The 24780-nt window shown below is 61.1% G+C and carries 25 protein-coding genes and 1 pseudogene; 13 read left to right on the top strand and 13 right to left on the bottom strand.

Features of this window, described 5'->3' with window-relative positions; translation table 11 throughout:
• Window positions 1-17 precede the first annotated feature (17 nt).
• The 5 genes from AC3WP7_RS17305 (at window position 18) to rluB (ending at window position 4684) form a co-directional block, all read left to right on the top strand.
• Window positions 18-881, top strand: coding sequence for a PHP domain-containing protein (locus tag AC3WP7_RS17305; protein WP_092246932.1), 864 nt, complete (start codon window positions 18-20; stop codon window positions 879-881).
• A 13-nt stretch (window positions 882-894) separates the two neighbouring features.
• On the top strand, window positions 895-1524 hold the full coding sequence (locus AC3WP7_RS17300; protein ID WP_016975422.1) for an L-threonylcarbamoyladenylate synthase: 630 nt from the start codon (window positions 895-897) through the stop codon (window positions 1522-1524).
• Window positions 1525-2343, top strand: coding sequence for a segregation and condensation protein A (locus AC3WP7_RS17295; protein WP_028617720.1), 819 nt, complete (start codon window positions 1525-1527; stop codon window positions 2341-2343). It abuts the gene before it with no gap.
• Window positions 2344-2355: 12 nt separating this feature from the next.
• The gene (scpB, locus tag AC3WP7_RS17290) at window positions 2356-3276 is read left to right on the top strand and encodes an SMC-Scp complex subunit ScpB (protein ID WP_093125294.1); all 921 of its coding nucleotides are present in this window, start codon (window positions 2356-2358) and stop codon (window positions 3274-3276) included.
• 187 nt (window positions 3277-3463) lie between these two features.
• On the top strand, window positions 3464-4684 hold the full coding sequence (gene rluB / locus AC3WP7_RS17285) for a 23S rRNA pseudouridine(2605) synthase RluB (protein WP_102591872.1): 1221 nt from the start codon (window positions 3464-3466) through the stop codon (window positions 4682-4684).
• A gap of 194 nt (window positions 4685-4878) precedes the next feature.
• Here the strand turns inward: rluB and AC3WP7_RS17280 are convergent, their stop codons facing one another.
• Together AC3WP7_RS17280 and AC3WP7_RS17275 are read right to left on the bottom strand one after the other, a co-directional pair.
• Entirely contained in the window at window positions 4879-5838 is a 960-nt protein-coding gene (locus AC3WP7_RS17280) for a CgnE/CgnB domain-containing protein (protein ID WP_102591871.1), read from the bottom strand.
• Between the two features lie 72 nt (window positions 5839-5910).
• Window positions 5911-6048, bottom strand: coding sequence for a hypothetical protein (locus tag AC3WP7_RS17275; protein WP_163034543.1), 138 nt, complete (start codon window positions 6046-6048; stop codon window positions 5911-5913).
• 638 nt (window positions 6049-6686) lie between these two features.
• On the opposite strand from AC3WP7_RS17275, the gene AC3WP7_RS17270 reads away from it, so the two are divergent.
• Both AC3WP7_RS17270 and arfB read left to right on the top strand, forming a co-directional pair.
• Entirely contained in the window at window positions 6687-8108 is a 1422-nt protein-coding gene (locus tag AC3WP7_RS17270; RefSeq protein WP_092246945.1) for an amino acid permease, read from the top strand.
• 113 nt (window positions 8109-8221) lie between these two features.
• A complete protein-coding gene (arfB, locus tag AC3WP7_RS17265) occupies window positions 8222-8635 on the top strand; it encodes an alternative ribosome rescue aminoacyl-tRNA hydrolase ArfB (RefSeq protein ID WP_092246948.1) in 414 nt (137 codons plus the stop codon).
• Here arfB and AC3WP7_RS17260 read toward each other — a convergent pair.
• Together AC3WP7_RS17260 and AC3WP7_RS17255 are read right to left on the bottom strand one after the other, a co-directional pair.
• The gene (locus tag AC3WP7_RS17260; protein ID WP_071489426.1) at window positions 8632-9828 is read right to left on the bottom strand and encodes an MFS transporter; all 1197 of its coding nucleotides are present in this window, start codon (window positions 9826-9828) and stop codon (window positions 8632-8634) included. The genes arfB and AC3WP7_RS17260 overlap by 4 nt on opposite strands.
• A 104-nt stretch (window positions 9829-9932) precedes the next feature.
• Window positions 9933-10115, bottom strand: coding sequence for a hypothetical protein (locus tag AC3WP7_RS17255; RefSeq protein WP_071489427.1), 183 nt, complete (start codon window positions 10113-10115; stop codon window positions 9933-9935).
• Between AC3WP7_RS17255 and AC3WP7_RS17250 the strand changes: the two genes are divergently transcribed.
• Complete coding sequence (locus tag AC3WP7_RS17250) at window positions 10114-10455, top strand: hypothetical protein (protein WP_156682176.1); 342 nt, start codon at window positions 10114-10116, stop codon at window positions 10453-10455. The two genes, AC3WP7_RS17255 and AC3WP7_RS17250, sit on opposite strands and share 2 nt — an antisense overlap.
• Before the next feature lie 12 nt (window positions 10456-10467).
• Here AC3WP7_RS17250 and AC3WP7_RS17245 read toward each other — a convergent pair whose 3' ends face one another.
• Window positions 10468-10779 carry an Mpo1-like protein gene (locus tag AC3WP7_RS17245; RefSeq protein ID WP_092246957.1) on the bottom strand — a complete coding sequence of 104 codons (312 nt, stop codon included), beginning with the start codon at window positions 10777-10779 and terminating at the stop codon, window positions 10468-10470.
• 160 nt (window positions 10780-10939) lie between these two features.
• Here AC3WP7_RS17245 and AC3WP7_RS17240 point away from each other — a divergent pair, with 160 nt between their 5' ends.
• On the top strand, window positions 10940-11998 hold the full coding sequence (locus AC3WP7_RS17240; RefSeq protein WP_071489430.1) for an AraC family transcriptional regulator: 1059 nt from the start codon (window positions 10940-10942) through the stop codon (window positions 11996-11998).
• Here the strand turns inward: AC3WP7_RS17240 and AC3WP7_RS17235 are convergent.
• The 8 genes and pseudogenes from AC3WP7_RS17235 to AC3WP7_RS17200 form a co-directional block, all read right to left on the bottom strand.
• Window positions 11955-13409, bottom strand: a complete 1455-nt coding sequence (locus AC3WP7_RS17235) for a TrkH family potassium uptake protein (protein WP_071489431.1) — start codon at window positions 13407-13409, stop codon at window positions 11955-11957. The genes AC3WP7_RS17240 and AC3WP7_RS17235 overlap by 44 nt on opposite strands.
• 177 nt (window positions 13410-13586) lie before the next feature.
• Window positions 13587-14930, bottom strand: coding sequence for an imelysin family protein (locus tag AC3WP7_RS17230; RefSeq protein WP_071489432.1), 1344 nt, complete (start codon window positions 14928-14930; stop codon window positions 13587-13589).
• Window positions 14931-15059: 129 nt separating this feature from the next.
• A complete protein-coding gene (locus tag AC3WP7_RS17225) occupies window positions 15060-17111 on the bottom strand; it encodes a putative bifunctional diguanylate cyclase/phosphodiesterase (protein WP_092246961.1) in 2052 nt (683 codons plus the stop codon).
• 463 nt (window positions 17112-17574) lie between these two features.
• Window positions 17575-17799, bottom strand: a complete 225-nt coding sequence (locus AC3WP7_RS17220; RefSeq protein ID WP_092246967.1) for a hypothetical protein — start codon at window positions 17797-17799, stop codon at window positions 17575-17577.
• Between the two features lie 300 nt (window positions 17800-18099).
• Window positions 18100-18377: pseudogene (locus AC3WP7_RS17215) on the bottom strand (IS5/IS1182 family transposase); the annotation flags it as partial.
• 169 nt (window positions 18378-18546) lie between these two features.
• On the bottom strand, window positions 18547-19143 hold the full coding sequence (locus AC3WP7_RS17210) for a superoxide dismutase (protein ID WP_003212997.1): 597 nt from the start codon (window positions 19141-19143) through the stop codon (window positions 18547-18549).
• A 178-nt stretch (window positions 19144-19321) separates the two neighbouring features.
• Window positions 19322-19921, bottom strand: a complete 600-nt coding sequence (locus AC3WP7_RS17205) for a LysE/ArgO family amino acid transporter (protein ID WP_092246970.1) — start codon at window positions 19919-19921, stop codon at window positions 19322-19324.
• A 5-nt stretch (window positions 19922-19926) separates the two neighbouring features.
• A complete protein-coding gene (locus tag AC3WP7_RS17200; protein WP_102591870.1) occupies window positions 19927-20328 on the bottom strand; it encodes an ACT domain-containing protein in 402 nt (133 codons plus the stop codon).
• Window positions 20329-20426: 98 nt separating this feature from the next.
• Here AC3WP7_RS17200 and AC3WP7_RS17195 point away from each other — a divergent pair, with 98 nt between their 5' ends.
• The 4 genes from AC3WP7_RS17195 (at window position 20427) to AC3WP7_RS17180 (ending at window position 24706) form a co-directional block, all read left to right on the top strand.
• Window positions 20427-21320 carry a LysR family transcriptional regulator ArgP gene (locus AC3WP7_RS17195; RefSeq protein WP_071489437.1) on the top strand — a complete coding sequence of 298 codons (894 nt, stop codon included), beginning with the start codon at window positions 20427-20429 and terminating at the stop codon, window positions 21318-21320.
• A 52-nt stretch (window positions 21321-21372) separates the two neighbouring features.
• The gene (locus AC3WP7_RS17190) at window positions 21373-22371 is read left to right on the top strand and encodes an NAD-dependent epimerase/dehydratase family protein (RefSeq protein WP_093125323.1); all 999 of its coding nucleotides are present in this window, start codon (window positions 21373-21375) and stop codon (window positions 22369-22371) included.
• A gap of 114 nt (window positions 22372-22485) precedes the next feature.
• Window positions 22486-23331 (top strand): ATPase, encoded by an 846-nt coding sequence (locus AC3WP7_RS17185; RefSeq protein ID WP_071489439.1) that lies wholly within the window; start codon window positions 22486-22488, stop codon window positions 23329-23331.
• Window positions 23332-23446: 115 nt separating this feature from the next.
• On the top strand, window positions 23447-24706 hold the full coding sequence (locus AC3WP7_RS17180; RefSeq protein ID WP_092246981.1) for a D-mannose isomerase: 1260 nt from the start codon (window positions 23447-23449) through the stop codon (window positions 24704-24706).
• The last annotated feature ends 74 nt before the right edge of the window (window positions 24707-24780 follow it).

Genomic DNA, 24780 nt, shown 5'->3' with positions numbered 1-24780 from the left:
TGAGGTTACAGATCCCCGTGAATGTTGATTTGCACTGCCACAGCACGGCCTCCGACGGCGCCCTGGCGCCCGCGGTACTGGTTGCGCGTGCGTTTGAAAAAGGCGTGCGAGTCCTGGCGTTGACCGACCACGACACCCTCGAAGGCCTCGACGAAGCCCGGGAAGCCGCGCATGCCTTGGGCATGCAGTTGGTCAACGGTGTGGAATTGTCCTGCACCTGGGGCGGCGCCACCATTCATGTGCTCGGCTACGGTTTTGATCAAAACGCCCCGCCTTTGGTTGAAGCCATCGCCCAACTGCACGATGGCCGCTGGCTGCGGTCCGAAGAAATAAGCCGCAAACTCGGCCTTAAAGGTATGTCCGGTGCCCTGGACGGCGCCCGCGCCATCCAGCAGGAACTGGGTGACAGCGGTAACGCACCGGCCCGGCCGCACTTTGCCGACTGGATGGTACGTGAAGGTTTTGTAAAGGACCGCGCCGAAGCGTTCCGCAAATGGCTGGGCGCCGGCAAGTTGGGGGATGTGAAGCAACACTGGCCGACCCTGGAAGACACCGTCGAGACCCTGCGCACCTCCGGGGCCTGGGTCAGCCTGGCCCATCCCTGGCACTACGATTTCACCCGCAGCAAGCGCCGCAAGCTGATTGCCGACTATATTGGAGCGGGCGGCCACGCAATCGAGGTGGTCAACGGGCATCAACCCGCCGAACAGGTCGGCAGCCTGGCGATTCTTGCCCGCGAATTTGGTCTGCTGGTCAGCGCCGGCAGTGATTTTCATGGCCCAGGCGGCTGGTCCGAGATCGGCGAGTATCGCCCCGTCCCGGAAGATTTGCCGCTCTTGTGGGGGCGATTCAAGCATGACCCCATTATTGCCACCGTCTGAACAGGTAGAACACGTGAGTCAATTCTTCCAGATTCATCCGGAAAACCCCCAGGCGCGCCTGATCAAACAGGCCGTCGAGATCATCCGCGCCGGCGGCGTGGTGATCTACCCCACCGACTCGTCCTACGCCATCGGTTGCCAGATCGGCGACAAGGGTGCGGTCGAGCGGGTAAGACGCCTGCGTCAGCTGGACGACAAGCACAACTTCGCGCTGATCTGCAGCGACCTGTCCCAGTTGGGGCTGTTTGCCAAGGTCGACACCGGCACCTTCCGCCTGCTCAAGGCGCACACGCCGGGGCCCTACACCTTTATTCTCAACGCTACCCGCGAAGTGCCGCGCCTGCTGCTGCACCCCAAGAAGCGCACCATCGGCCTGCGGGTGCCAGAGCACCCCATTGCCCTGGCGCTCCTCGAAGAGCTGGGTGAGCCGTTGATGAGCGTGTCGTTGATCATGCCGGGTGAAGACGAGCCGCTGTACGATCCTTACGAAATGCGCCGGCTGTTGGAAAAGCACGTCGACCTGATCATCGACGGCGGCTACGGCGGCAACAAGGCCTCCACCGTGATCAACTTGGCCGACGGCGAACCCGAAGTGATCCGCGTGGGTTGCGGCGATCCGGCTCCGTTCATGGTCGAGGCCTGAATGTCGGCCGTGGAAACCGTCGACAGCCAGGCGGGGGCCCAGCAGGAACTGCCGTTTGCCATGGTGTATGGCCAGGCGGTCATGGAAATGCCTCTGGACCTGTACATTCCGCCGGACGCGCTGGAAGTCTTCCTTGAGGCGTTCGAAGGCCCGCTGGACTTGCTGCTGTACCTGATCCGCAAGCAGAACATCAACATCCTCGACATCCCGGTGGCGGAGATCACCCGTCAGTACATGGGCTATGTGGAGTTGATGCAGTCGGTGCGCCTGGAGCTGGCCGCCGAGTACCTGGTGATGGCTGCCATGCTCGCCGAGATCAAGTCGCGCATGCTGCTGCCGCGCTCGGAGACGGTGGAAGCCGAAGAAGATGACCCGCGCGCCGAACTGATCCGCCGCCTGCAGGAGTACGAACGCTTCAAGGCCGCCGCCGAAGGCATCGATGGCCTGAGCCGGGTGGGCCGCGACGTGGTGGTGCCCAAGCTGGATGCCCCCGAGGCCCGTGCGCGCAAACTGTTGCCGGACGTGAGCCTGGAAGAATTGCTGATGTCCATGGCCGAGGTACTGCGCCGCGGCGATATGTTTGAAAGTCACCAGGTCAGCCGCGAGGCGCTGTCCACCCGCGAGCGCATGAGCGACGTACTGGAGCGCCTCAAGGGCGGTGGTTTCGTGCCGTTTGTCGAGCTGTTCACCGCCGAGGAAGGGCGCCTGGGAGTGGTAGTGACGTTTATGGCGATCCTCGAACTGGTCAAGGAGTCCCTGGTCGAGCTGGTCCAGAATGAGCCTTTTGCGGCTATCCACGTGCGGGCGCGAGCCGAATAACGAGCTGAATCGATGAATCTGACTGAACCCCGCGAACTGGCACCGCTGCTGGAAGCTTTCCTACTGGCGTCGGGCAAACCGCAATCCCTGGAACGCTTGTTCGAACTCTTTGAAGAAGCCGAACGCCCCGAACCGCCGGTGTTCAAGAAGGCGCTGGAGATTCTGCGCAAGTCCTGCGACGGTCGTGCGTTCGAACTGCGCGAGGTGGCGTCGGGTTATCGCCTGCAGATTCGTGAGAAATTTTCCCCTTGGGTGGGCCGCCTGTGGGAAGAGCGCCCCCAGCGCTACTCGCGGGCGATGCTGGAGACCATGGCGCTGATCGCCTATCGCCAGCCCATCACCCGGGGCGAGATCGAGGACGTGCGGGGCGTGGCGGTCAACAGCCACATCGTCAAGACGCTGCTGGAGCGCGAGTGGATCCGCATCGTCGGTTATCGTGACGTGCCCGGCAAACCGGCGATGTTTGCCACCACCAAGGTGTTCCTCGACCATTTCAACCTGAAAAACCTCGACGACTTGCCGCCGCTGGCCGAATTGCGCGAGATGGAAGCGGAGCCGGTGCTCGACTTCGACGATGCCCCGGTGCCGGCCAGCCTGCAAGAGCTCGCCGATGCGACAGCAGAGCCGGAAGAGCCGAAGGACGAAACCAGTTTCCATACCTTGCTGCTGGAACTGGACGACATGGAGCAGGGCATCAAGACCGACTTTGATGACTTGTTGCGTGACGGTGCGACTGAGGCAGAACCCCAGGAAACCGTTGACCCCGAGCCGGAACCCGACCCTGAAGAAGACATCCTCGGCGTCGCTGAAGCCCGCGAAAAACTCCTGGCCGCCGTCGCCGCCCTCGAACAGCCGCCGTTGAGCGACGAAGAAGACGAAGCCCGGGCCCTGGCTGAAGCCATTGAGGCCGAGCGCCGCCAGTTCGAAGATTGACCCGGACCCCCCATGGCTCACCGGTCGGCGGAAAAACCGACGACCGGCCACTAATCGACTAGTCTCTGATGCGCAACGCGCGCCATGCGCGTATGATTCGCGACCCTTTGCCGAGCTATTCGGCCAAAGCCCCGCTTTCAACACTCTTCAGGCCATGCCTGAATCGACCCACCGGGAGGTGCTTAAGATGAACGACAAAGACCAGAACGACAGCCAGGAAATCGGCCCAGCAGGCGAAAAACTGCAAAAGGTGCTGGCGCGTATCGGCGTGGGCTCGCGCCGCGACGTCGAAGCCTGGATCACCCAGAAGCGCATCAAGGTCAACGGCGTCGAGGCTACCCTCGGCCAGCGCGTCGACCTGCACGACGCAATCACCATCGATGGCAAGGTCATCAAGCGTGAAGAGGCCGCCGAATCGGTGCGCCGCGTGATCATGTACAACAAACCCGATGGCGAGATCTGCACCCGTGACGACCCGGAAGGCCGTCCGACCGTGTTCGACAAGATGCCCAAGCCCAAAGAAGGCCGCTGGATCAACATCGGTCGTCTGGACATCAACACCACCGGCTTGCTGATGTTCACCACTGACGGTGAGCTGGCCAACCGCCTGATGCACCCGTCCTACGAGATGGACCGCGAGTACGCCGTGCGTGTACGCGGCGAAGTCGATGACGAGATGATCGAGCGCCTCAAGGCGGGCGTGGTGCTGGAAGACGGCCCGGCCAAGTTCACCGACATCAAGCAGGCACCGGGTGGCGAAGGTTTCAACCACTGGTACCACTGCGTGGTGATGGAAGGCCGTAACCGTGAAGTGCGTCGCCTGTGGGAATCCCAGGGCCTGGTGGTCAGCCGCCTGAAGCGCGTGCGTTTCGGTCCGGTGTTCCTCAACTCCGACCTGCCGATGGGCCGCTGGCGCGAAATGAGCCAGTACGAAGTCTACATCCTCAGCGCCGAAGTCGGCCTGACGCCGGTGGCGATGCCGCAGATGAACGCCAAGAGCAAAGACAAGCTTGAGCGGATGCAGCGTAAATCGTCGCGCCCGGTGGCGCGCACCGAGCGTGTTGCCCGCACCCTGCGCCCTGCGTTGAATGCACCGGCGACTGGCGGTCGTATCTCCCGAGAGCCGCAGATCGAAGGTGAACGCCGCCCAACCGCGCCGTCGCGTCAGGAAGGCGAGCGTGCGCCGCGTGCGCCGCGTGCACCGCGTCCGGCCCCGGCCGGTGGTCGCAGCAACCGGGGTGAAGCGGATCGCCCAGCCGACAACGCCAGCACCAAGCGTCCAGCCAGGCCGGCGGCGAACAAGCGCCCTGGCCCGAAACTGGTCGCGGACGAGCCGTCTGGCAAGCGCCGTGGCGCACCGGCCGGTTCCGGCCAGCGTCCTGGTTTTGGTCGCAAGAAGCCGCAGTGATTTGATCGCCGCATAAAAAACGCCAACCCTCGAGTTGGCGTTTTTTTTGATCTGAATTTGAAATGCATTCAACTGTGGGAGGGGGCTTGCCCCCGATAGCGGTATGGCAGCCACCACATACATCAACTGACCGACTGCCATCGGGGGCAAGCCCCCTCCCACATTCAGATTTTCAGTGTTAGTTAAAGCTTTGCTCAGAACGCAAAGGCCCCGTCAAACACCGGCTTGTCATCCAGCGCCAACACCCCACTGGCAAAGATCAAGTCCAGGTGATGGCTGCCTTTCTGCCCACCTCCCAGTCCCAGGTGCAACCCGCAATGGCGCTCCTCGAACCCGGCGTTGCGCGCATACAGATCCTTCACCCCTTCATTGGTACCAATCCCCAACTCTTCCACACGCCGGTTCGACGGATTGGCATTCAGGTACTTGTTGAAATCATCGGCCAACCCCGGCACTTCACTGGCCACGCTGCAGATGGTCGAGTTCTCGATCCACAGCTCCAGCGGTGACTCCAGCACGCCGTATTTGCGTGCGAACGGGATAGTGCTGAGAAAGGTGCCGACAAACCGCACCTGGCCATTGATCGCTTCGCTGTGCGTGGCGATCTCACCCGGCGCCAGGTCGTGGTTGCCGACGCCATTGATATTGGTCCACTTCTTGATGCTGCTCATTGGCGCTTCCAGCCGCGAGCCATGTTTGTCGGTAAAGCTCAGCACGTTGGCCTGGGACATGCGCCGAATCAGCATGGCGTTGAGGTCGGCGATGCGCTGCGGCTCGACGCTGAAGGTGTCGTAGAAATAGTCGCCGTAATCCTTGAACAGCAGGGATTTTTTCCAGTGTTCGGCCATCACGCCCTGCAGGGCACGGATGAAGTCCGGGCCTTCGGCGCGTGGGTTGGGCAGGGTGGAGGAATCGTAGAGAAACAGGTACAGGTCGCAGGCTTCGATGGCAGTGGCCAGGGTGTCGCTGGCGGCCAGGTCCAGGCGCTGCACCTGGAAGTTGAAACGCGCGGCGCTGCCCTGGGTGATCGCCTGGGCGATGGCGTCGTAGCGCTCGGTATGGCCCAGCAGCACGGTGGGGCGGCTCAAGCCACTGAGGGCCGGATGGTGCGCGAGGTAGTAGAGAAAGTGTTCGACGGCGCGGGCCTTGTCCATGACGTACATCCTTCTGTGCCTTGGGTAAGGGAGCAGGTGCCGAGCGCGGCACCTGCCGGGAGCGTGCCGGTTTTAGAAGGGCCACATCGCGGTGCCAAATGGCACAACGGCATCGGCTTGCATCATCTCAACGGCGGCGTCATGGGTCGGTGCTTCAAACCAGTCGTCGAGTTGCAGTTCGGTTTCCAGGTCGTTTTCCAGTGCTTGCATGGTGTATCTCCTAGAGGACGGTGTTTGAGAACGGCTTGCCAACGGGCTTCGTCAGCAAGTGGGATGAACCTAGGAGAGAGTGTTTCAAAATGCAAAATTTTTATTGACACGGTTTCATTTGGATATTTTGTTCTGTTTTTCCCATTTGGTTTTTTCTTGAGTAAATACAGGCGGCTGAAGCGACTGCTGGGTCAGAATCTTCCTACCGTCAATTTTTATGAAGATCATGGCTGTAACGTTAATTTTCCGTGCTGTAACGATTAATTTACGAGTAAATGTCGGCATCATTGACCGTTTTTGCCCTGTAAGAATTACCTGACAGATCGTCGCACTCGCTTTTCGCCGGCGCCTCCAAGCTGTCGAGCGGTGTACAATCCGCCGCGTTTTACTGTGACCCCCTTGCGTAACCACGCAAAAGGACAAGACCTCAGGGTTCACCCACCCTGATCACTCCGCCTGGCCATGAGCCGGACGGGTTCGATTTCGTCACAGATAAAAACAAACAGGTGACGCATGACCGTAAGAAAGACGCTGTACTCCTGGTGCCTGCGCTGGGGTTTGAGCGGCGCTGCTTGAGTCGTTGATTCAACGCAGCAACCTGCAGTCAAAATTCTCAAACCTTGCGTGAGACCCTTTTCATGAGTGGACCCCATTCCTCTTCAGGCGAGCTGAAACGCGGCCTGAAAAACCGGCATATCCAGCTGATCGCCCTCGGTGGCGCCATCGGTACCGGCCTGTTCCTCGGCTCGGCCGGGGTGCTCAAATCCGCCGGGCCGTCGATGATTCTGGGTTATGCCATCTGCGGCTTCATTGCCTTCATGATCATGCGCCAGCTTGGCGAAATGATCGTCGAAGAGCCGGTCGCCGGTTCCTTCAGCCACTTTGCCCACAAGTACTGGGGCGGTTTCGCCGGCTTCCTGTCGGGGTGGAACTGCTGGATTTTGTACATCCTGGTGGGCATGTCGGAACTGACCGCCGTCGGCAAATACGTGCACTACTGGTGGCCGGAGATTCCGACCTGGGTCTCGGCCGCGGCGTTCTTCGTGCTGATCAACCTGATCAACCTGGCCAACGTCAAAGTGTTCGGTGAAGCCGAGTTCTGGTTCGCCATCATCAAGGTGGTGGCCATCGTCGGCATGATCGCATTGGGCAGCTACCTGCTGGTCAGCGGCAGTGGCGGGCCACAGGCCTCGGTGACCAACCTGTGGGAACACGGCGGCTTCTTCCCTCACGGCGTCGGCGGATTGGTGATGGCCATGGCGATCATCATGTTCTCCTTCGGCGGCCTGGAAATGCTCGGCTTCACCGCTGCCGAGGCGGACAAACCGCGCACCGTGATCCCGAAGGCGATCAACCAGGTGATCTACCGCATCCTGATTTTCTACATCGGCGCCCTGGTTGTGCTGTTGTCGTTGACGCCGTGGGACAGCCTGCTGGAGACCCTCAACGCCTCGGGTGACGCCTACAGCGGCAGCCCATTCGTGCAGGTGTTCTCGATGCTCGGCAGTAACACTGCCGCGCATATTCTCAACTTTGTGGTCCTGACAGCGGCGCTGTCGGTGTACAACAGCGGCACTTACTGCAACAGCCGCATGTTGCTGGGCATGGCCGAGCAGGGCGATGCGCCCAAGGCATTGGCCAGGATCGACAAGCGCGGCGTGCCGGTGCGTTCCATCCTCGCCTCGGCGGCGATCACCCTGGTGGCGGTGCTGATGAACTACCTGATCCCGCAGCACGCGCTGGAACTGCTGATGTCCCTGGTGGTGGCTACGCTGGTGATCAACTGGGCGATGATCAGCTTCTCGCACTTCAAGTTCCGCCAGCACATGAACCGCACCGGCCAGGTGCCGTTGTTCAAGGCATTGTGGTACCCCTACGGCAACTTCGTGTGCCTGGCGTTCGTGGTGTTTATCCTGGTGATCATGCTGATGATTCCGGGCATCCAGGTGTCGGTGTATGCGATACCGGTGTGGGTGGCGTTTATGGCGGTGTGTTACTGGATCAAGAACAAGCGTCGTGCGCAGCAAGCCTTGGACGCGGCAGTGCCCGCAGTTAAGTAAGCGTAATCCGTGATCAAGCAAACCCGGCCGTGTGCCGGGTTTGCTGCTTAGAGGACGGAGGGAGTGCGCATTCGCGTATCCTTGAGCTTCTCCATTCGAGGTAGCTGCCGCTCATGCTGGTAATTTCCAACAACGTCCACCTGCCCGACACCGAGATCGAGCTGACCGCCATTCGCGCCCAGGGCGCTGGTGGGCAGAACGTCAACAAGGTGTCGAGTGCGGTGCACCTGCGCTTTGATATCCCGGCATCGTCGCTGCCGGCGTTCTACAAGGAGCGTTTGCTGGCGCTGCGCGACAGTCGGATTACCAGTGAGGGCGTGCTGGTGCTCAAGGCCCAGCAATACCGGACCCAGGAGCAGAACCGCGCGGATGCGCTGGAGCGCCTGGTGGAGTTGATCCTCAGTGCGACCAAGGTGGAGAAGAAGCGCCGCCCGACCAAACCGACCCTGGGCTCGAAAAAGCGTCGCCTCGAATCCAAGACCAAGCACGGCAGCATCAAGGCCGGGCGTGGCAAGGTCGACTTTTAGTCGCCGCGTGCCTCACGGGCTTTTGGCGCTTGTCGGTACAGGTAAACACTGAGCAGCAAGCCACCCAAGGCGGCGAGGGCGGCGAACAGGAAGATCGACGCAAAGCCGAAGCCTGCCGCCACGGCCCCGGCGAGCGGGCCGGTGATGCCCAGCGACAGGTCGATAAACAGCGAGTAAGCCCCCACCGCCGAGCCTCGGCTGGACGCCGGTACCAAGTTGACGGCTTCGACGCCCAAGGCGGGAAACACCAGGGAGAAGCCAAACCCGCTCAACGCCGCGCCGGCCAGGGCCAGGCTGGCATCCGGGGCGAGCCACAGCAACAGCAGGCCGAGGATCTCCACCGACAGGCAGGCAATCGCCACGCGAAACCCGCCGATCCGGTTGATCAGGTTGCCGAACAGCAGACGTGCACCGATAAAGCTGGCGCCGAACAGGCTCAAGGCCCACACCGCGTTATCCCAGTGCTGGGTGGTGTAGTACAGGGTGATGAAGGTCGCGATGGTGCCAAATCCAATCGAGCCCAGCGCCAGCGCGCAGCCGTGGGGCAATACCCGGCCCAGCACATTCATGAAGGGCAGGCGCACGCCGGCCACGATCGGTGCGGCGACCTTGTTCCAGGCCAACAGCAGGCCGACGATGGCCAGCAGGATGATGCTGACCCCCATGCTCCACAGCCCGAAACTCTTCACCAGCACGACGCCCAACGGTGCACCGACCGCCAGTGCGCCGTAGCTGGCGATGCCGTTCCAGGAGATGACCTTGGCGGTGTTCTGCGCGCCGACCCGGCCGATGCCCCAGCCGATGGCGCCCGAGCCCACCAGGCTTTCCGCGCTGCCCAGCACCAGGCGGCCGATCAACAGGCTGCCCAGGCTCAAGGCCGGCAGGCTGGAGAACCACGCAGCGAGCAGCATGAACACGCCGCTCAGGCCGCAGCCGGCCAGGCCTATCAGCACGGCGCGCTTGCTGCCCAGGTTGTCGATGATCTTGCCCGCGTACGGGCGGCTCAGCAGGGTAGCCAGGTATTGCACGCTGATCACCAGGCCGGCAATCACCGCGCCGTAGCCCAGCTCACTGTGGACATAGCCCGGCAACACGGCCAGGGGGATGCCGATATTCAGGTAGCCGATGAAGGTGAACAGGACGATGGAAACAACTTGCAGCGTGACCGCCATGGGGCGCTGGGTATCGAGCATGGGAGGGGTCCACTGTCGCAGCAGGTAAAGATAGGTTGCTAATGATACCGGTGGTTTGCTTCGCGCAGGGCGCTAAAACACAAAAACCTCGGATCAAAAAGACCTCAGGCGCGCGCAGGGGCCAGCAGTTGGGTGGTGACCAGGGCGGCCAGCGCGTTTTCCTGGGTGCCGAAACGCTTGAGCAGTACGGCCTGTTTCTCCGCGCTGAGGCGGTTCCACACCTCGACCATCTGCAGGGCTGCGTCGAGTACAGCGGTGTCCGGGTTGTCGGGGAGGGTATCGGTCATGGCGGGGCCTCGATTCATTCAGGCAGTGTGGAAAGCGCTCAACATTGCGCTTTCCACACGGTCTGGTACGGCGTCAGTCCTGGCTTTTGCTGTCGACTGGTTTGGCTTCTTTTTTGGCCTCAGGCTGTTTATCGCTGGCCTGCTGCGGTGTTGGCTGCTCTGTAGGGTGCAGGCTTGGGAAGGGGAGATTAGGTATCTCGTGCATCGTGGTCGCTCCTCGCAAGGTCTGTTTTTTCAATCGCAGGTGATTCCGCGCTCTCAAAAAGCCTTGGCAGGATACAGCACCGCAAATGACAAAAAGATTTTTATGTCGCCGGATGCAGGAACTTTCATCGTTTAAACGGTCGTTCGCCTAGAACGGCACCTTGCCCAGAATCATGTCGCGGTACATCACAAAGTCCCCCAACAAGCTGTAAAACGGGTGCTGAAAGGTCGCCGGGCGGTTCTTTTCGAAGAAGAAGTGGCCGACCCAGGCAAAGCTGTAGCCGGCAATCGGCAACGCCACCAGCAAACCCAACGAACCGCGGCCGATGGCATACGCCAGAATGCCGATTACCAGCGTGGTACCGATGAAATGCAGGCGCCGGCAGGTACTGTTGGCGTGCTCGGCCAGGTAATAGGGGTAGAACTCAGCAAAGCTATTGAATCGCTTGACGTTTTCCACAGTGGCTGGCCCTTTGATTGTTATGCCGCCCAACAGATGTTCGGCGGGGAGCTTATTTGAGTCTAGAGTGATCAGTAGTAACAGCCAGTGACAATAGATGCCACTTTAGTATCCTTGGCTTCCTGGCTGTCGTTTGAGCCTGCTTTATTAAGAAGACGCCATGAGCGAACGAACAACTTCTGCAAGCTGGGCGATGGGGATCGTCAAGGCATTGGAAATGGACGGCCTGGATTGCCGCGCCTTGTTCAGGCAGTTGGGTCTGGACTACGCCGCCCTGAATGACCCCGATGCGCGGTTTCCACAGGATTGCATGACCCGCCTGTGGCAGCGCGCGGTGGAGCTGTCGGGCAATCCGGCGATCGGTCTGAACATGGGCAAGGTGGTGCGCCCGGCGTCGTTTCATGTGGCCGGCTATGCGCTGATGTCCAGCAACACCCTCGCCGAGGGTTTTATGCGCCTGGTGCGTTACCAGCGCATCATCGCTGAAAGTGCCGACCTGAGTTTCCGACTGATCCCCGAAGGGTATGCGCTGATTCTGACGGTGCACGGGGATCACCTGCCGCCGACCCGGCAAAGCGCCGAAGCCTCGCTGGCCAGTGCCCTGGCGCTGTGTGGCTGGCTCACCGGCCGCACCCTGCAGCCGCGCAAGGTGGTGCTGCAAGGTGATCAGCCGGCGGACCTTGGCCCGTACAAACAAGCCTTCCACGCACCCCTGGAGTTCAACGCGCCCTACGACGCGTTGATTTTCGAGCGGGCCGACATGGAAGCGCCGCTGCCCACGGCCAACGAGGCCATGGCGCTGTTGCATGATCGATTTGCCGGTGAATACCTGGCGCGTTTCTCGGAAAGCCGCGTGACCCACAAGGCGCGGCAAGTGCTGTGCCGGCTGTTGCCCCAAGGCGAGCCCAAGCGTGAAGTGGTGGCGCAGACGTTGCACCTGTCCCAGCGCACCTTGCAGCGGCGGCTACAAGAGGAGGGCACCAGCTTCCAGACCCTGCTCGACGACACCCGACGCGAACTCGCCGAGCAATACCTGGCACAGCCGAGCATGACCTTACTGGAAATCGCTTACCTGTTGGGTTTTGCCGACCCGAGCAACTTCTTCCGTGCGTTTCGTCGCTGGTTCGATGCCACGCCCGGCGAATACCGGACGCGGTTGTTGGAAACCTCGGTTGTCAGTGACGCCAAAAAGCCGGAATACACAGAACAAAGACCGTAATGATCTCCAGTCGACCGAGCAGCATGCCCAATGACAGGATCCATTTGGCCGCATCCGGCAGGCTGGCGAAGTTGCCCGCCGGGCCGATGGTTTCCCCCAGGCCCGGGCCGACACCGGACACCGTGCTGGCGGCGCCGGTCAAGGCGGTCATCCAGTCCAGGCCCAGCAGCGACAAAGCGAGGGCGATGGCGCAGATGGTGATGGCGAAGAAAAACGAAAACGTCAGGATCGAACGCACGATCTCTTCGTCCAGACGATGGCCGTTGTACTTCTGCTTGATCACCGCGCGCGGGTGAATCAGCTGGTTCAAGTTGGCTTTGAGCAGGATGTAGGCGACTTGGAAACGGAAGATCTTGATCCCGCCGGCTGTCGAGCCCGAACAACCACCGATAAACCCCAGGTAGAAGAACAGCATCAGTGAGAAGTTGCCCCAAAGGCTGTAGTCCCCCAACGCGAAACCGGTGGTGGTGACCACCGAGGTCACGTTCAACGCCACATGGCGCAGGGCATCGAGCCAATGCAGGTTGGTGGTCCACCAGTACCAGGTACCGAGCACCAACCAGGTCACGATCAGCAAACCGAGCAAGCCTTGTACCTGCTGATCCTTGATCAGTGCCTTGCGGTTGCCGCGCAACGTGGCCACATACAGGGTGAACGGCAGGCTGCCGAGAATCATCACCACCACCGCCACCCAGTGCACCGCCGGTTGTTTCCAATGGGCCAGGGACTCATCCGAGGTGGAGAAACCGCCGGTGGAAATCGCCGACATTGCGTGGTTGATTGCATCGAACAGGCCCATGCCCGCCCACCAGAACGCCAGGCTGCCAAGGATGGTGATGCCCACGTAGGCCGCCACGATCAGCCGCGCCACCATGTGCGAGCGGGGCATGACTTTTTCCGAGCGGTCCGAGGACTCGGTCTGGAACAGGCGCATGCCACCGATGCGCAGCAGCGGCAGGATCGCTACCGCCATGCCGATAAAACCGATACCACCGAGCCAGTGCAGCAGCGAGCGCCACATCAGGATGCCCGGCGACAGGGTGTCCAGGCCGCTCAACACCGTGGAGCCGGTGGCGGTGATGCCGGACATGCTTTCGAAGAACGAGTCGGTGTAGCTGATGTGCTGGGTCAACAGAAAGGGCAGCGCGGCGAAGACACACACCACCACCCAGCTGCTGACGGTCAGCAGGTACATGTCCCGCGGGCGCAGGTGCACATGCTCGGGGCGACCGGGAATCACCAGGGCCAGGCCGGCGAGAAAGGTGATCATGCTGGCCCACAGGAACGAAGGCAGGTCGCTGGTGCGTTCGAAAATCACCAGGGTGGCCATGGGCACGACCATGGCGATCGCGAGGGTGATCAGGAAGATGCCGATGATGAAACCGATGATACGCAGGGTCGGCAACGCCATGAAATTCGCTCGAGGTAGGGCAGAGGCGCCATTCTACCTGGGGTGCGGGGCATGTAAACCGGGGTTTGAGGCAATGCAGTCAAATGTGGGAGGGGGCTTGCCTCCGATGGCGATGTGTCAGTAAACACCTGCTTCACTGACACACCGCTATCGGGAGCAAGCCCCCTCCCACCTGGATCAGAACTCGTGATCAGCGTTATCCGGGTTCAGGTCGCTGATACCCAGCTTGCCCGCTGCCGCTTCGATCGAGCCAGTCTGCTTGACCAATGCGGCGATGGCGTCGCGCACGATCTGGTTGCCCGCGTCATTGCCGGCCGCGATCAACTGGTCGTAGTGCTCACCCTTGTTGGCGTGGTCCACCATGACCTGGATCTTCGCTTCGGTCGCCGCCAGGTCCGCTTTCAAGGCGGTGTCGGCAGCCGGGTCGGCCTTGGCCACCAGGGACGACAGGCTGGCGCCGGTCATTTTGGTGCCGTCGACGCGGGTGTACTCGCCCAGGTAGACGTTGCGGATGCCCTTGGCGTCGTAGAAGTGCGAGTTGTGGGTGTTGTCGCTGAAGCAGTCCTGTTCGTCTTCCGGCGAGTTGGCTTCCAGGGACACCTTCATGCGCTCACCGGCCAGTTCGCCCAGGGACAGGCTGCCCATGCCGAACAACATTTTGCGCAGGCCGTCGGTGGCAGGTTCTGCCTCCAGGGTGGCGCGGTAGTTGTCTTCGACGTTGGGTTTCCAGTTGCCGACCATTTCTTCCAGATCGCTGACCAGCAGTTGGGTCACGGCACGCAGGTAAGTGCGGCGGCGCTCGTTGTGGCCACCGGTGGCACCGTCGCCCGTCAGGTAGTCCGACGCCGGACGGTTGCCGGCGCCTGGGCCGGTGCCGTTCAGGTCCTGGCCCCACAGCAGGAATTCGATGGCGTGGTAGCCGGTGGCGACGTTGGCTTCGGAACCGCCCAGCTCATTGAGGCTGGCGAGTTTTTCCGGCGTGATGTCCTTCACGTCGACCTTGTCTTCGCCGACCTGGATCTGGGTGTTGGCAATGATATTGGCGGTGGCGCCCGGGTTACCCAGGGCGTGCTCGTAGGACTTGTCGACGTAGTCGATCAGGCCTTCGTCCAGCGGCCATGCGTTCACCTGGCCTTCCCAGTCGTCGATGATGGTGTTGCCGAAGCGGAACACTTCGCTCTGCAGGTACGGGACGCGGGCCGCGATCCAGGCGGTACGTGCGGCTTTCAGGGTTTCGTCGTTCGGCTTGGCGAGGAACGCGTCGATCGCGGTCTGTAGGGTTTTCGCGGTGGACTCGGCATCGCTGTAAACCGCAAATACCATGTCTGCGTAATGCGCGACCACGGCCTTGGCGGCCGCTTCGTCGACCTGACCGGCAGGGGTGGCAGCCGCTGGAGCGGTAGTGCTGGCAGCCGGGGTCGGCGCCTGTGGCGCTGCGGCCTTGTCTTTACCTTCGCCACAGCCGGCGAGAGAAATGGCAATGGCCAGCAGACTGGCGGTGGCCAGGGGCATACGAATCATGGCGAACATCCTGCTTCGGTTGTTGATGGGGCGCGCGGGGGGGAGCGCAAAAACTGCGACATAATGCGAAAGATTTGCATTTTGTGTAAAGGGTTATACGCGGGAAATATTCAGTATCGTTTTGGCCGGTCAAAGAATGACGGCGTTGTTACGCTCCGACTGCTTCAGAAATGCCGCCAACTCCCTGGCCTGCAAGGGTTTGCTGTAGTGGTAACCCTGACCCTCATGGCAGCCCTCGGAGATGATATAGGCCTCCTGCTCAGCGGTTTCCACGCCTTCGGCGATCACCTGCATGCCCAGGCTTTTGCCCAGTTGGATGATCGCGCGCACGATGGTGGCATCGTCGTCATCGTCCAGCAGGTCCTGGACGAAGCTCTTGTCGATCTTGATCTTGTCCAGGGGCAGGCTTTTCAAGTAGCTGAGGGATGAGTAACCGGTGCCAAAGTCATCGATGGCAATCAACGCCCCGGAGCGACGCAGGCTCAGCAGATGCTGGGCTGCGGTGCTGATGTCTTCCATCAGGCCGGTTTCGGTGACTTCCAGTTCCAGGCTGCGCGGCGGCAGGCGGTAGATCTGCATCAGGTTATTGACCACCCGTGGCAGTTCGGTGTGGTGCAGTTGCACGGTGGACAAGTTGACCGCCATGCGCAGGTCGGTGAAGCCCAGGTCGTGCCATTCGCGCAATTGCCGGCAGGCCTGGTCCAGCACCCATTCGCCAATCGGAATAATGGTGCCGTTCTGCTCAGCGAGCGGGATAAACAGGTCCGGCGGTACCAGGCCATGCTCTGGATGCTGCCAGCGGATCAGCGCTTCCACACCGACCACGCGGTGATCGCGGTAGCTGATCTGCGGTTGGTACACCAGGTGGAACTGGTCGCGGCTGAGGGCTTCGCGCAGGTCTTTTTCCAGCTCGCGGCGGCGGCGCATTTCGCTGTCGACGCTGGCGATGTAGAACTGATAGCGGTTGCGCGAACGGGTCTTGGCCAGGGTCATGGTCTGTTCGGCTTTTTGCAGCAGCTTTTCGGTGCTGTCGCCGTCTTCCGGGAACAGGGTGATGCCGATGGTGGCGCGCAGGCGGATGCCTTCGTGGTCGAGAGCGAACTCCGCCTCCAGGTCGTCCAGAATGCTTTGTGCCAGTTCGGCGGCCTCGTAAGGCTGGTCGATATCGGCCTGTACCAGGGCGAACTGGTCGCCGCCCAATCGGGCGAGTGCGCCGAGGCGGCCGCTGTGGGCACGCAATCGGTCGGCCAAGGCCAGCAACAATTTGTCACCGGCCTGGTAGGTGAACTGTTCGTTGACGCTCTTGAAGTCATCCAGCCCCACGCACAATACCGCTACGCGCCGTTGTCGACGGCCGGCGTCAATGAGGATCTTGTCCAGTTGCTCCTGCAGTTTCTGGCGGTTCGGCAGGCCGGTCAGGAAGTCGTACTGGGCCATGCGCAACAGGCTGCTTTCGGCCTCATGACGCAAATGGGTGTTACGTTCGATGGATTCGAGCAATTGGTTGGCGGTGTTGATCCACAGCCCCAACTCGTTGCGCTCGTGGCCCTTGAGCTGCGGGATCTTGTGTTCGCTGGGCCGGTCCGGGTTGATCGACGTCAGGTGCTCGATAATCCGTGACAGCGGCTTGGTCAGCAGCCAGTGATAGACCAGGTACAGCACCAGGCCCATGGCCAGGGCACGCAACACCCCGGAAATGAAGATGATCACCGAGTTGACGATAAAGCCCTGGCCATAAGTCGCGGTGTCGAGGGTGATGCTCAGGTCGCCGTAATACTCGCTGTAGGGGCCTTTGCCCACCAGCGCCGTGGTGAAGGTGCGTTCCCGGCCGAGAATCAGGTCAGTCAACCAGCGGCTGGGCGCTTGCTGCAAGGCACGGCTTTTTTCCGCCAGCATGGTTTCGTTGGGGTGGCCGATGGACGCCATGCGCACCGCGTCATCCTGGAACAGGCCCTCAATCACTTGCATGCCCATCTCGCGGTCCAGGCTGTAGACGGCCTGGGTCGAGGGGTCGCGAAACATGTCGAGGATGCGCTGGGCATCGCCGGCTACGGCCTGGCGTGTCTTGTAGGCATCGAACACGATCTGCGCCACGCTCAGCACGACTCCCACGATCAATGCCGACAGCAGCACAACCCGTAGCAACTTCACCGACAAGCTGTTTTTGAGTTCCAGCTTCAAAGGGGCATTCCTTGTCTCATGCGGGTGGCCTTCAATATGCCATGAGTATTGGCAATCTGGGGTTGGCAGTCAAAGGGACATTGGGTCAGCCGCAAAAAGGTCATGAGACATGGAACCCTCTCCTTGGAAATGCCCACTCAGGGCGGGAGAGGAATGTGCCTTTCATTGAATATCGGAGTATTTACTTATGAGCGTAGCAATAGCCGCCGCAGCACTGGCACCCGTCGCCGCCGCCGTGGCCCCCGTGGTTCTCTCCGTTGCAGGTCAGGCAGCAAAAGTGGCTACGGATGCCGCGAGGGACATGGTGGGCGGTGCAATCGATTTGGCAGGAAGCGGTGTCAGCAAACAACCGCAAATCCGGTTCTGACTGGGCGTATCTGTACGTTTCGATCCTATGTCATCAGGGGGGGCGGAGAGAGGCGCTCCCGCCACCCCTTGGTTTCTTCTTTAACTCAGTCAGTGCTTATTGCTTGAAGCTGATGGCTATTTTTCCTGCGCCTTTCTCCATGGGGAGCTCAATGGTTTTGCTTGGGGGCTCTTCCTCTTTGCCGGCAATCTGTTTAGCCAGGGCATCGGCAAAGGGTTGCAGCAGCGGCGCGACCGCTTTGACTATGTCGCCAACCACAGGAAGTCCTGTTTTCACCAGATCACCCACTACGGGAAGTTGTGCCAGTGCACCAATAGTCATTGTTATTTCTCCGACAGGTAAGAGACCTCAATTCGTCTCACTGAATACGTGGCAAATGACAATGGCTGAGTTCCTGAGCCTGAATGACTATATGTTGCGCAAAAAAACCGGCATTCCAGGCTGTCTGAAAACGCAGCCTGCGCCGGTCAAAAGCAAATGCCCCGACTTATCGGGGCATTTGCTTTTTAGGTTTCGGATAATGAAAAAGGGCTTTTCAGCCCATCAACCCCATCATCTTTTGCACACCCAGCACGTTTATGGCTCGTTTCAGGTTGTACGCCTGTATCGCAAGTGCCATTTCCGGTCGCCTTTGTTGAGCGCTTTAAGCGTGAGTACCGTGCCGTTGGGGCAGTGGTAGCTATCACTTTCCTCGTCGTAACTGAAAAGTGTGCGATCAAGATTTTGCTCTTCACCACCCTGGGTATTTACAGCTCGATTGGGCGGGACAAAGGGGGTGATACCAGCATCTTCACACGCCTGGAACTGGCCGCCATCGGCTCAAGCTGACGGTTATCAGTACCTTCCTGGGTTACTTCGTGATGCACGATCAGGCGGTGTTTCGCGTCGACCGCACTTTCGTCCAGTGAGACTGGAAACAGAGCGCCTTGAGTACGGTCTTCACCTTGGATATAGCGCATAAGAAAAATGCCCGTATCTTGCGATACGGGCATTTTCTTAAACCGGGCGGCAGATTGCTAGGTTTTCACACAGCCTGATTCGCCGGGCTTTTTTTACTGCAAGCGTTGCTTAGGCAGTGAAGGTCTTGCCTTCGAACTGCTCAGCCACGAACTTCCAGTTGACCAGGTTCCAGAACGCTTCCACATACTTTGGACGCACGTTGCGGTAGTCGATGTAGTAGGCGTGTTCCCAGACGTCGCAGGTCAGCAGCGGGGTGTCGCCGCTGGTCAGCGGGTTGCCGGCGCCGATGGTGCTGGCCAGGGCCAGGGAACCGTCAGCCTTTTTCACCAGCCAGCCCCAACCGGAGCCGAAGGTGCCGACGGAGGTCTTGGTGAACTCTTCCTTGAACTTGTCGAACGAACCGAACGCAGCGTTGATGGCTTCAGCCAGCGCGCCGGTGGGTTGGCCGCCAGCGTTTGGCGCCAGGCAGTTCCAGTAGAAGGTGTGGTTCCAGACCTGGGCAGCGTTGTTGAAGATACCGCCCGAAGAGGATTTGACGATCTCTTCCAGGGTCTTGCCTTCGAACTCGGTGCCTGGCACCAGGTTGTTCAGGTTCACGACATAGGTGTTGTGGTGCTTGTCGTGGTGGTATTCCAAGGTTTCCTTGGAGATGTGCGGCTGCAGGGCATCGTGTGCGTAGGGCAGCGGCGGCAATTCGAAAGCCATGATAAATCTCCTAATCAGGTCAGTTGCGGTGAGCGCAAGGCCGATCACGGGCGGCCAAACAAGCGCCGGGGAGTTTGTACTCTTTGCGGCGCAGGGTCAGGATCATAGCACCGGGGTTGTGGCAAAACCACGCAACAACTGTGTGGGATAGAGGTTCCAGAGCGTTTTGGAATATTCCTCAGGCACTGATCAATTGATAGGCCACGCTGAACATCATCACCGCCACCAACAGGTCCAGCAGGCGCCAGGTGGCCGGGCGTGCCAGCCAGGGGGCCAGCCACGCCGCGCCGAGCGCCAGGGTTGCGAACCACAGCAGCGACGCACTGGCCGCGCCGGCGACGTAGGCGCCGGGTTCGGTTTGTTGGGCGCCGAGCGAGCCGATCAGCAATACGGTGTCCAGGTACACGTGAGGGTTGAGCAGGGTGACGGCCAGCGCGCTCAGCAGCACCGCGCGCAGCGAGCGCACCTGCAGGTTGCCGCCCTGGTCCAGGCTCTGTTTCGAACAGGCCCGGCGGAGTGCGCAGGCCCCGTACCAGATCAGGAAAGCCGCGCCGCCCCAGCGTGCGATCGCCAGCAGTATCGGGCTCTGCGCCAGCACTGTCGCCAGGCCGAACACCCCGGCGGCCACCAGCAGCGCATCGCACACCACACACAGCGCTGCCACGGGTAAATGATGTTCACGGCGCAGGCTTTGCGCCAAGACAAAGGCATTCTGGGTGCCGATGGCCATGATCAGGCCGAGGGCGACCAGCAAACCATTCAGGTAGCTTTGCCACATAGGGTCTACTCCGCGTTTGCCGCCAGTTGCTGCAACACGTGCATGGCACGCAGGGCATCGGCACGGCCGACGAACAGGTGGTCGTGGTAATAGCCGGCAATCACGTTGCAACTGATGCCGGCCTTGCCCAAGGCACTGGCGAAGGCGGCGGTCAGGCCCACGGCCTCCAGGGCCGAGTGCACATTCAAGGTGATCCACGCGGCGACATAGTCGAAGGCCAGCCCAGCCTGTTCCGCTTGTTGGCGTTCGACGATCAGGGTCAGGCCTTCTTGTTCGCGGAAGCTGCCGATCACCTCGCAATCGGCAGGGATTCGCTGATCGGGCAGGGTGCAGAATACGTAGTCGCCGTCATTCAGATGAGGGCTCATGCTGCGCAGCAGGGTAGCCAGGGCGGTTTCGCCAGCCATGGGAGGTTCCTTATAAAGAGAGAAGCGATGCTGGCTATTCTCATGGCGCAGGCTGTATAAGAAAAACCAATATTGCTGATCGCTCATTAGAGAAACTGATGTTCGACTATAAATTGCTTTCCGCTCTGGCGGCGGTGGTGGAGCAGGCGGGCTTCGAGCGCGCCGCCCAGGTGCTGGGGTTGTCGCAGTCGGCGATCTCCCAGCGCATCAAGTTGCTGGAGGCGCGTATCGGCCAGCCGGTACTGGTGCGGGCCACGCCGCCGACACCCACCGATATCGGCCGTCGCCTGCTCAATCATGTGCAACAGGTGCGCCTGCTGGAGCGCGACCTGCAAAGCCAGGTGCCGTCCCTGGATGAGGAAGGCATGCCCGAGCGCCTGCGTATCGCGTTGAACGCCGACAGCCTCGCCACCTGGTGGGCCGAGGCCGTCAGTGGTTTTTGCGCCGAACAGCATCTGCTGTTGGATCTGGTGGTGGAGGACCAGACCGTAGGCCTCAAGCGCATGCGCGCCGGTGAAGTGGCGGCCTGTATCTGCGCCAGCGAGCGCCCGGTGGCCGGGGCACGCAGCCTGCTGCTGGGGGCCATGCGTTATCGCGCGTTGGCCAGCCCGGCCTTTATTGCCCGGCACTTTCCCGACGGCGTGCGCGCCGACCAACTGGCACGCACCCCGGCATTGGTTTTTGGCCCGGATGATTTCCTGCAACACCGCTACCTGGCATCCCTCGGCGTGGATGGCGGCTTCGAACACCATTTATGCCCATCGTCCGAAGGCTTTATTCGCCTGACCGAAGCGGGCCTGGGTTGGGGGCTGGTGCCGGAATTGCAGGTGCGCGACCAACTGCAAAAGGGCCTGTTGGTCGAGTTATTGCCAGATAAGCCCATCGATGTGCCGTTGTACTGGCATCATTGGCGCAGTGGCGGGCAACTGCTGGGCTTGTTGACCGACCATCTGGCCCAGGCATGCGGGCAGTGGTTGGTGCCGTTGGAGTGATGGCGTGCGTCAAGGCAACAGCGATGAAAAACGAAAGCACACGGGGTAATACATGAAGATTCTGGTCACCGGCGCAAGCGGCTTCATCGGCGGGCGCTTTGCGCGTTTCGCCCTGGAGCAGGGCCTGGACGTGCGGGTCAACGGGCGACGTGCCGAAGGTGTGGAACACCTGGTCAGGCGCGGCGCCGAGTTTATCCAGGGTGATTTGAATGACGCCGACCTGGTGCGCGATCTCTGCCGCGATGTCGAAGCCGTGGTGCATTGCGCCGGCGCCGTCGGGCTGTGGGGCAAGTATCAGGACTTTCATCAGGGCAATGTGCTGGTCACCGAAAATGTCGTCGAGGCCTGCCTCAAGGAGCGCGTGGGCCGGCTGGTGCACCTGTCGTCTCCGTCGATCTATTTCGATGGGCGCGATCACCTGGGGCTGACTGAGGAGCAAGTGCCCAAGCGCTTCAAGCACCCCTATGCCGCCACCAAGTACCTGGCCGAACAGAAGGTGTTCGGTGCCCAGGAGTTCGGCCTCGAAGTCGTGGCCCTGCGTCCGCGCTTCGTCACGGGCGCCGGTGACATGAGTATCTTCCCGCGCCTGCTGAAAATGCAGCGCAAGAATCGCCTGGCCATCGTCGGCGATGGTCTGAATAAGGTCGACTTCACCAGCGTGCACAACCTTAACGAAGCGCTGCTCAGCAGTTTGCTCGCCACGGGCTCGGCGCTGGGCAGGGCCTACAACATCAGCAACGGTGCGCCAGTGCCGGTGTGGGATGTGGTGAACTACGTGATGCGCCAAATGGAGTTGCCGCAGGTGACGCGGTATCGGTCCTACGGTTTGTCCTACAGCGTGGCAGCACTCAACGAAGCGTTTTGCGCGATGTGGCCCGGTCGTCCCGAGCCGGCGTTGTCGCGCCTGGGCATGCAAGTGATGAACAAAGATTTCACCCTCGACATCAGCCGCGCCAGGCATTATCTGGACTACGAGCCCAAGGTCAGCCTGTGGACCGCCCTCGACGAGTTTTGCAGTTGGTGGAAGGCCCAGGACCCTGGGTTGAAGTAAGAACACAACAGGCAACACTTCGGGAACCGAATTCGGCGTTCCGGGTCGATCAGGGCGTCGGGAACGCGGTTTATACTCCCGTCGCTCGCCACCTCACCGATTCAGGGTTGATACATGCGCAACGATGCTAAAGACGATTTCGACAACGTTCCCAGCCTGCGGGCGGATGTCGGGGATGACGATGACTTCGAACCTACCCCGGCCACCTCAGTGCGTTCGCGTAACACCAAGGTGGTCAAGGTCAAGAGCGCCAGCACCGGCCCGTTGTGGGCCTTGATCGGCGCGCTGCTGATCGCCTTTGCGGGCCTGGCCTGGTGGAGCTTCCAGCAGATCTCCCTGATGGGCCAGCAGTTGGTTGCCACCCAGGAGAGCTTTGCGCGCATCAGCGAAGAAGCGGCGGGGCGCCTGCAGGATATTTCCGGCAAGGTGGTGGCCAGCGAGGCCAGCGTCAACAACGGCAGCGAAGCGCTGAAACTGCAGATCAAGCAGCTTGAAAGCCAGTTGCTGGAGCAGGGTAAACAGCAGATCGGCGTGGCCGGCCAGGCCACCGAGCTGGACAAGCGCCTGGCGCAAATGACCGCCAGCACCACCGACCTGTCCAACGCCAACAGCAAGCTGCAAGGCCAGGTCCAGGCGTTGACCGACGCCGTGGCGACCCTCAAGGCGGCGCAGGTTGACGCCGGCAAGCGCGATACCGAGATCAAGGAACTGGCCGCTGACGTGGCCGCCTTGAAGAAACAGGGCAACCCCAGCGCCGCCATCGCCCGGATCGAACAGGACCTCGTGGTGCTCAAGAGCGCCCAGGACAACGCGTCGGCCAACAGTGATGCGCCTACCAACAAGGAGTTCGACGTGTTCCGCATCCAGACCACGCGTAATATCACCACCTTGCAGAGCCAGGTGCAGAACCTCAACCAACAACTTAACGCGCCGGCGAGAGTTACCCCGCTCGGGCAATGAGGTCTCTTGTAGAAATGTCACCACTCGGTGACATTTCCCATCCCCTTCGTTACTTGCTCCCAGTGCGCCCTTGTTTAGACTCCGGTCATCCCACAAACAATAATAAGGGCCACCCATGACCACCCAACCACTGCCTGCCAGCAGTTGGCTGAACGCGCTTGCCCATCACGCCTGGCTCGCTGCCGAAGGCCAGCGCCTGCTGGCGTTTGCCAAGGCGTCTCGACTGCCCGATGGCTTTGGCAACCTGGACGACAAAGGCCGGCTGCCGGCCGATGCCCGCGCTGAAACCATGAACACCGCCCGCATGACTCACAGTTTCGCCATGGCCCACGCCATGGGGTTGCCTGGCTATGCCGAACTGATTGAACACGGGGTTGCCTCCCTCAACGGCCCGTTGCGCGACAGTGAGCATGGCGGCTGGTTCGCCGCACCCCACGCCGTCGACGGCAACCGTGGCAAGGCCGCGTACCTGCACGCCTTCGTGGCCCTGGCCGCCAGCTCTGCAGTGGTGGCGGGCGCTCCCGGCGCGCAACACTTGCTGAATGACGCCATCCATATCATCGACCAGTTCTTCTGGAGTGAAGAGGAGGGCGTGATGCTCGAGTCCTTTGCCCAGGACTGGAGCGGCGTCGAAGCCTATCGCGGCGCCAACAGCAACATGCACGCCACCGAAGCCTTCCTCGCCCTGGCCGATGTGACCGGCGATACACGTTGGTTGGACCGTGCGCTGCGGATCGTCGAGCGCGTGATCCATACCCATGCCGCCGGCAACCAGTTCATGGTGATCGAGCATTTCGATACAGGCTGGCAACCCTTGCTCGGTTACAACGAAGACAATCCCGCCGATGGCTTCCGCCCCTACGGCATTACCCCCGGCCATGGCTTCGAGTGGGCGCGGCTGGTGCTGCACCTTGAGGCCGCGCGTCTGCAAGCCGGGCTCGCCACACCCGAGTGGCTGGTGACCGACGCCAAAGGCCTGTTCGCCAGTGCCTGCGAGTACGCCTGGGCGGTGGATGGTGCCCCCGGCATCGTCTACACCCTCGACTGGAACCACCGCCCGGTGGTGCGCGAGCGCCTGCACTGGACTCACGCCGAAGCCAGCGCTGCTGCCCAGGCCCTGCTCAAACGCACCGGCGAATCGCATTACGAAACCTGGTACCGGCGCTTCTGGGAATTCTGCGAAACCCACTTTATCGACCGCATCAACGGCAGCTGGCATCACGAACTCAGCCCGCATAACCAACCCAGCAGCAAAATATGGGGCGGCAAGCCGGACCTGTACCATGCCTGGCAAGCGGTAGTGCTGCCTGCACTGCCCTTGGCACCCAGCATGGCCAGTGCCATCGGGGCTGGGCGCTATGTCACCAACTGGTGACATTTGTGCGTCCCTTTGTTACCTGCGCCTCAAAAAACCCTGTTTAAACTCCGTGCAGCGCAAGCCTAAGACTT

Source organism: Pseudomonas sp. FW305-3-2-15-C-LB1, from assembly GCF_058787615.1.
The sequence above is the reverse complement of the archived record's forward strand: the minus strand, read 5'-3'. Positions and strand labels throughout refer to the sequence as shown.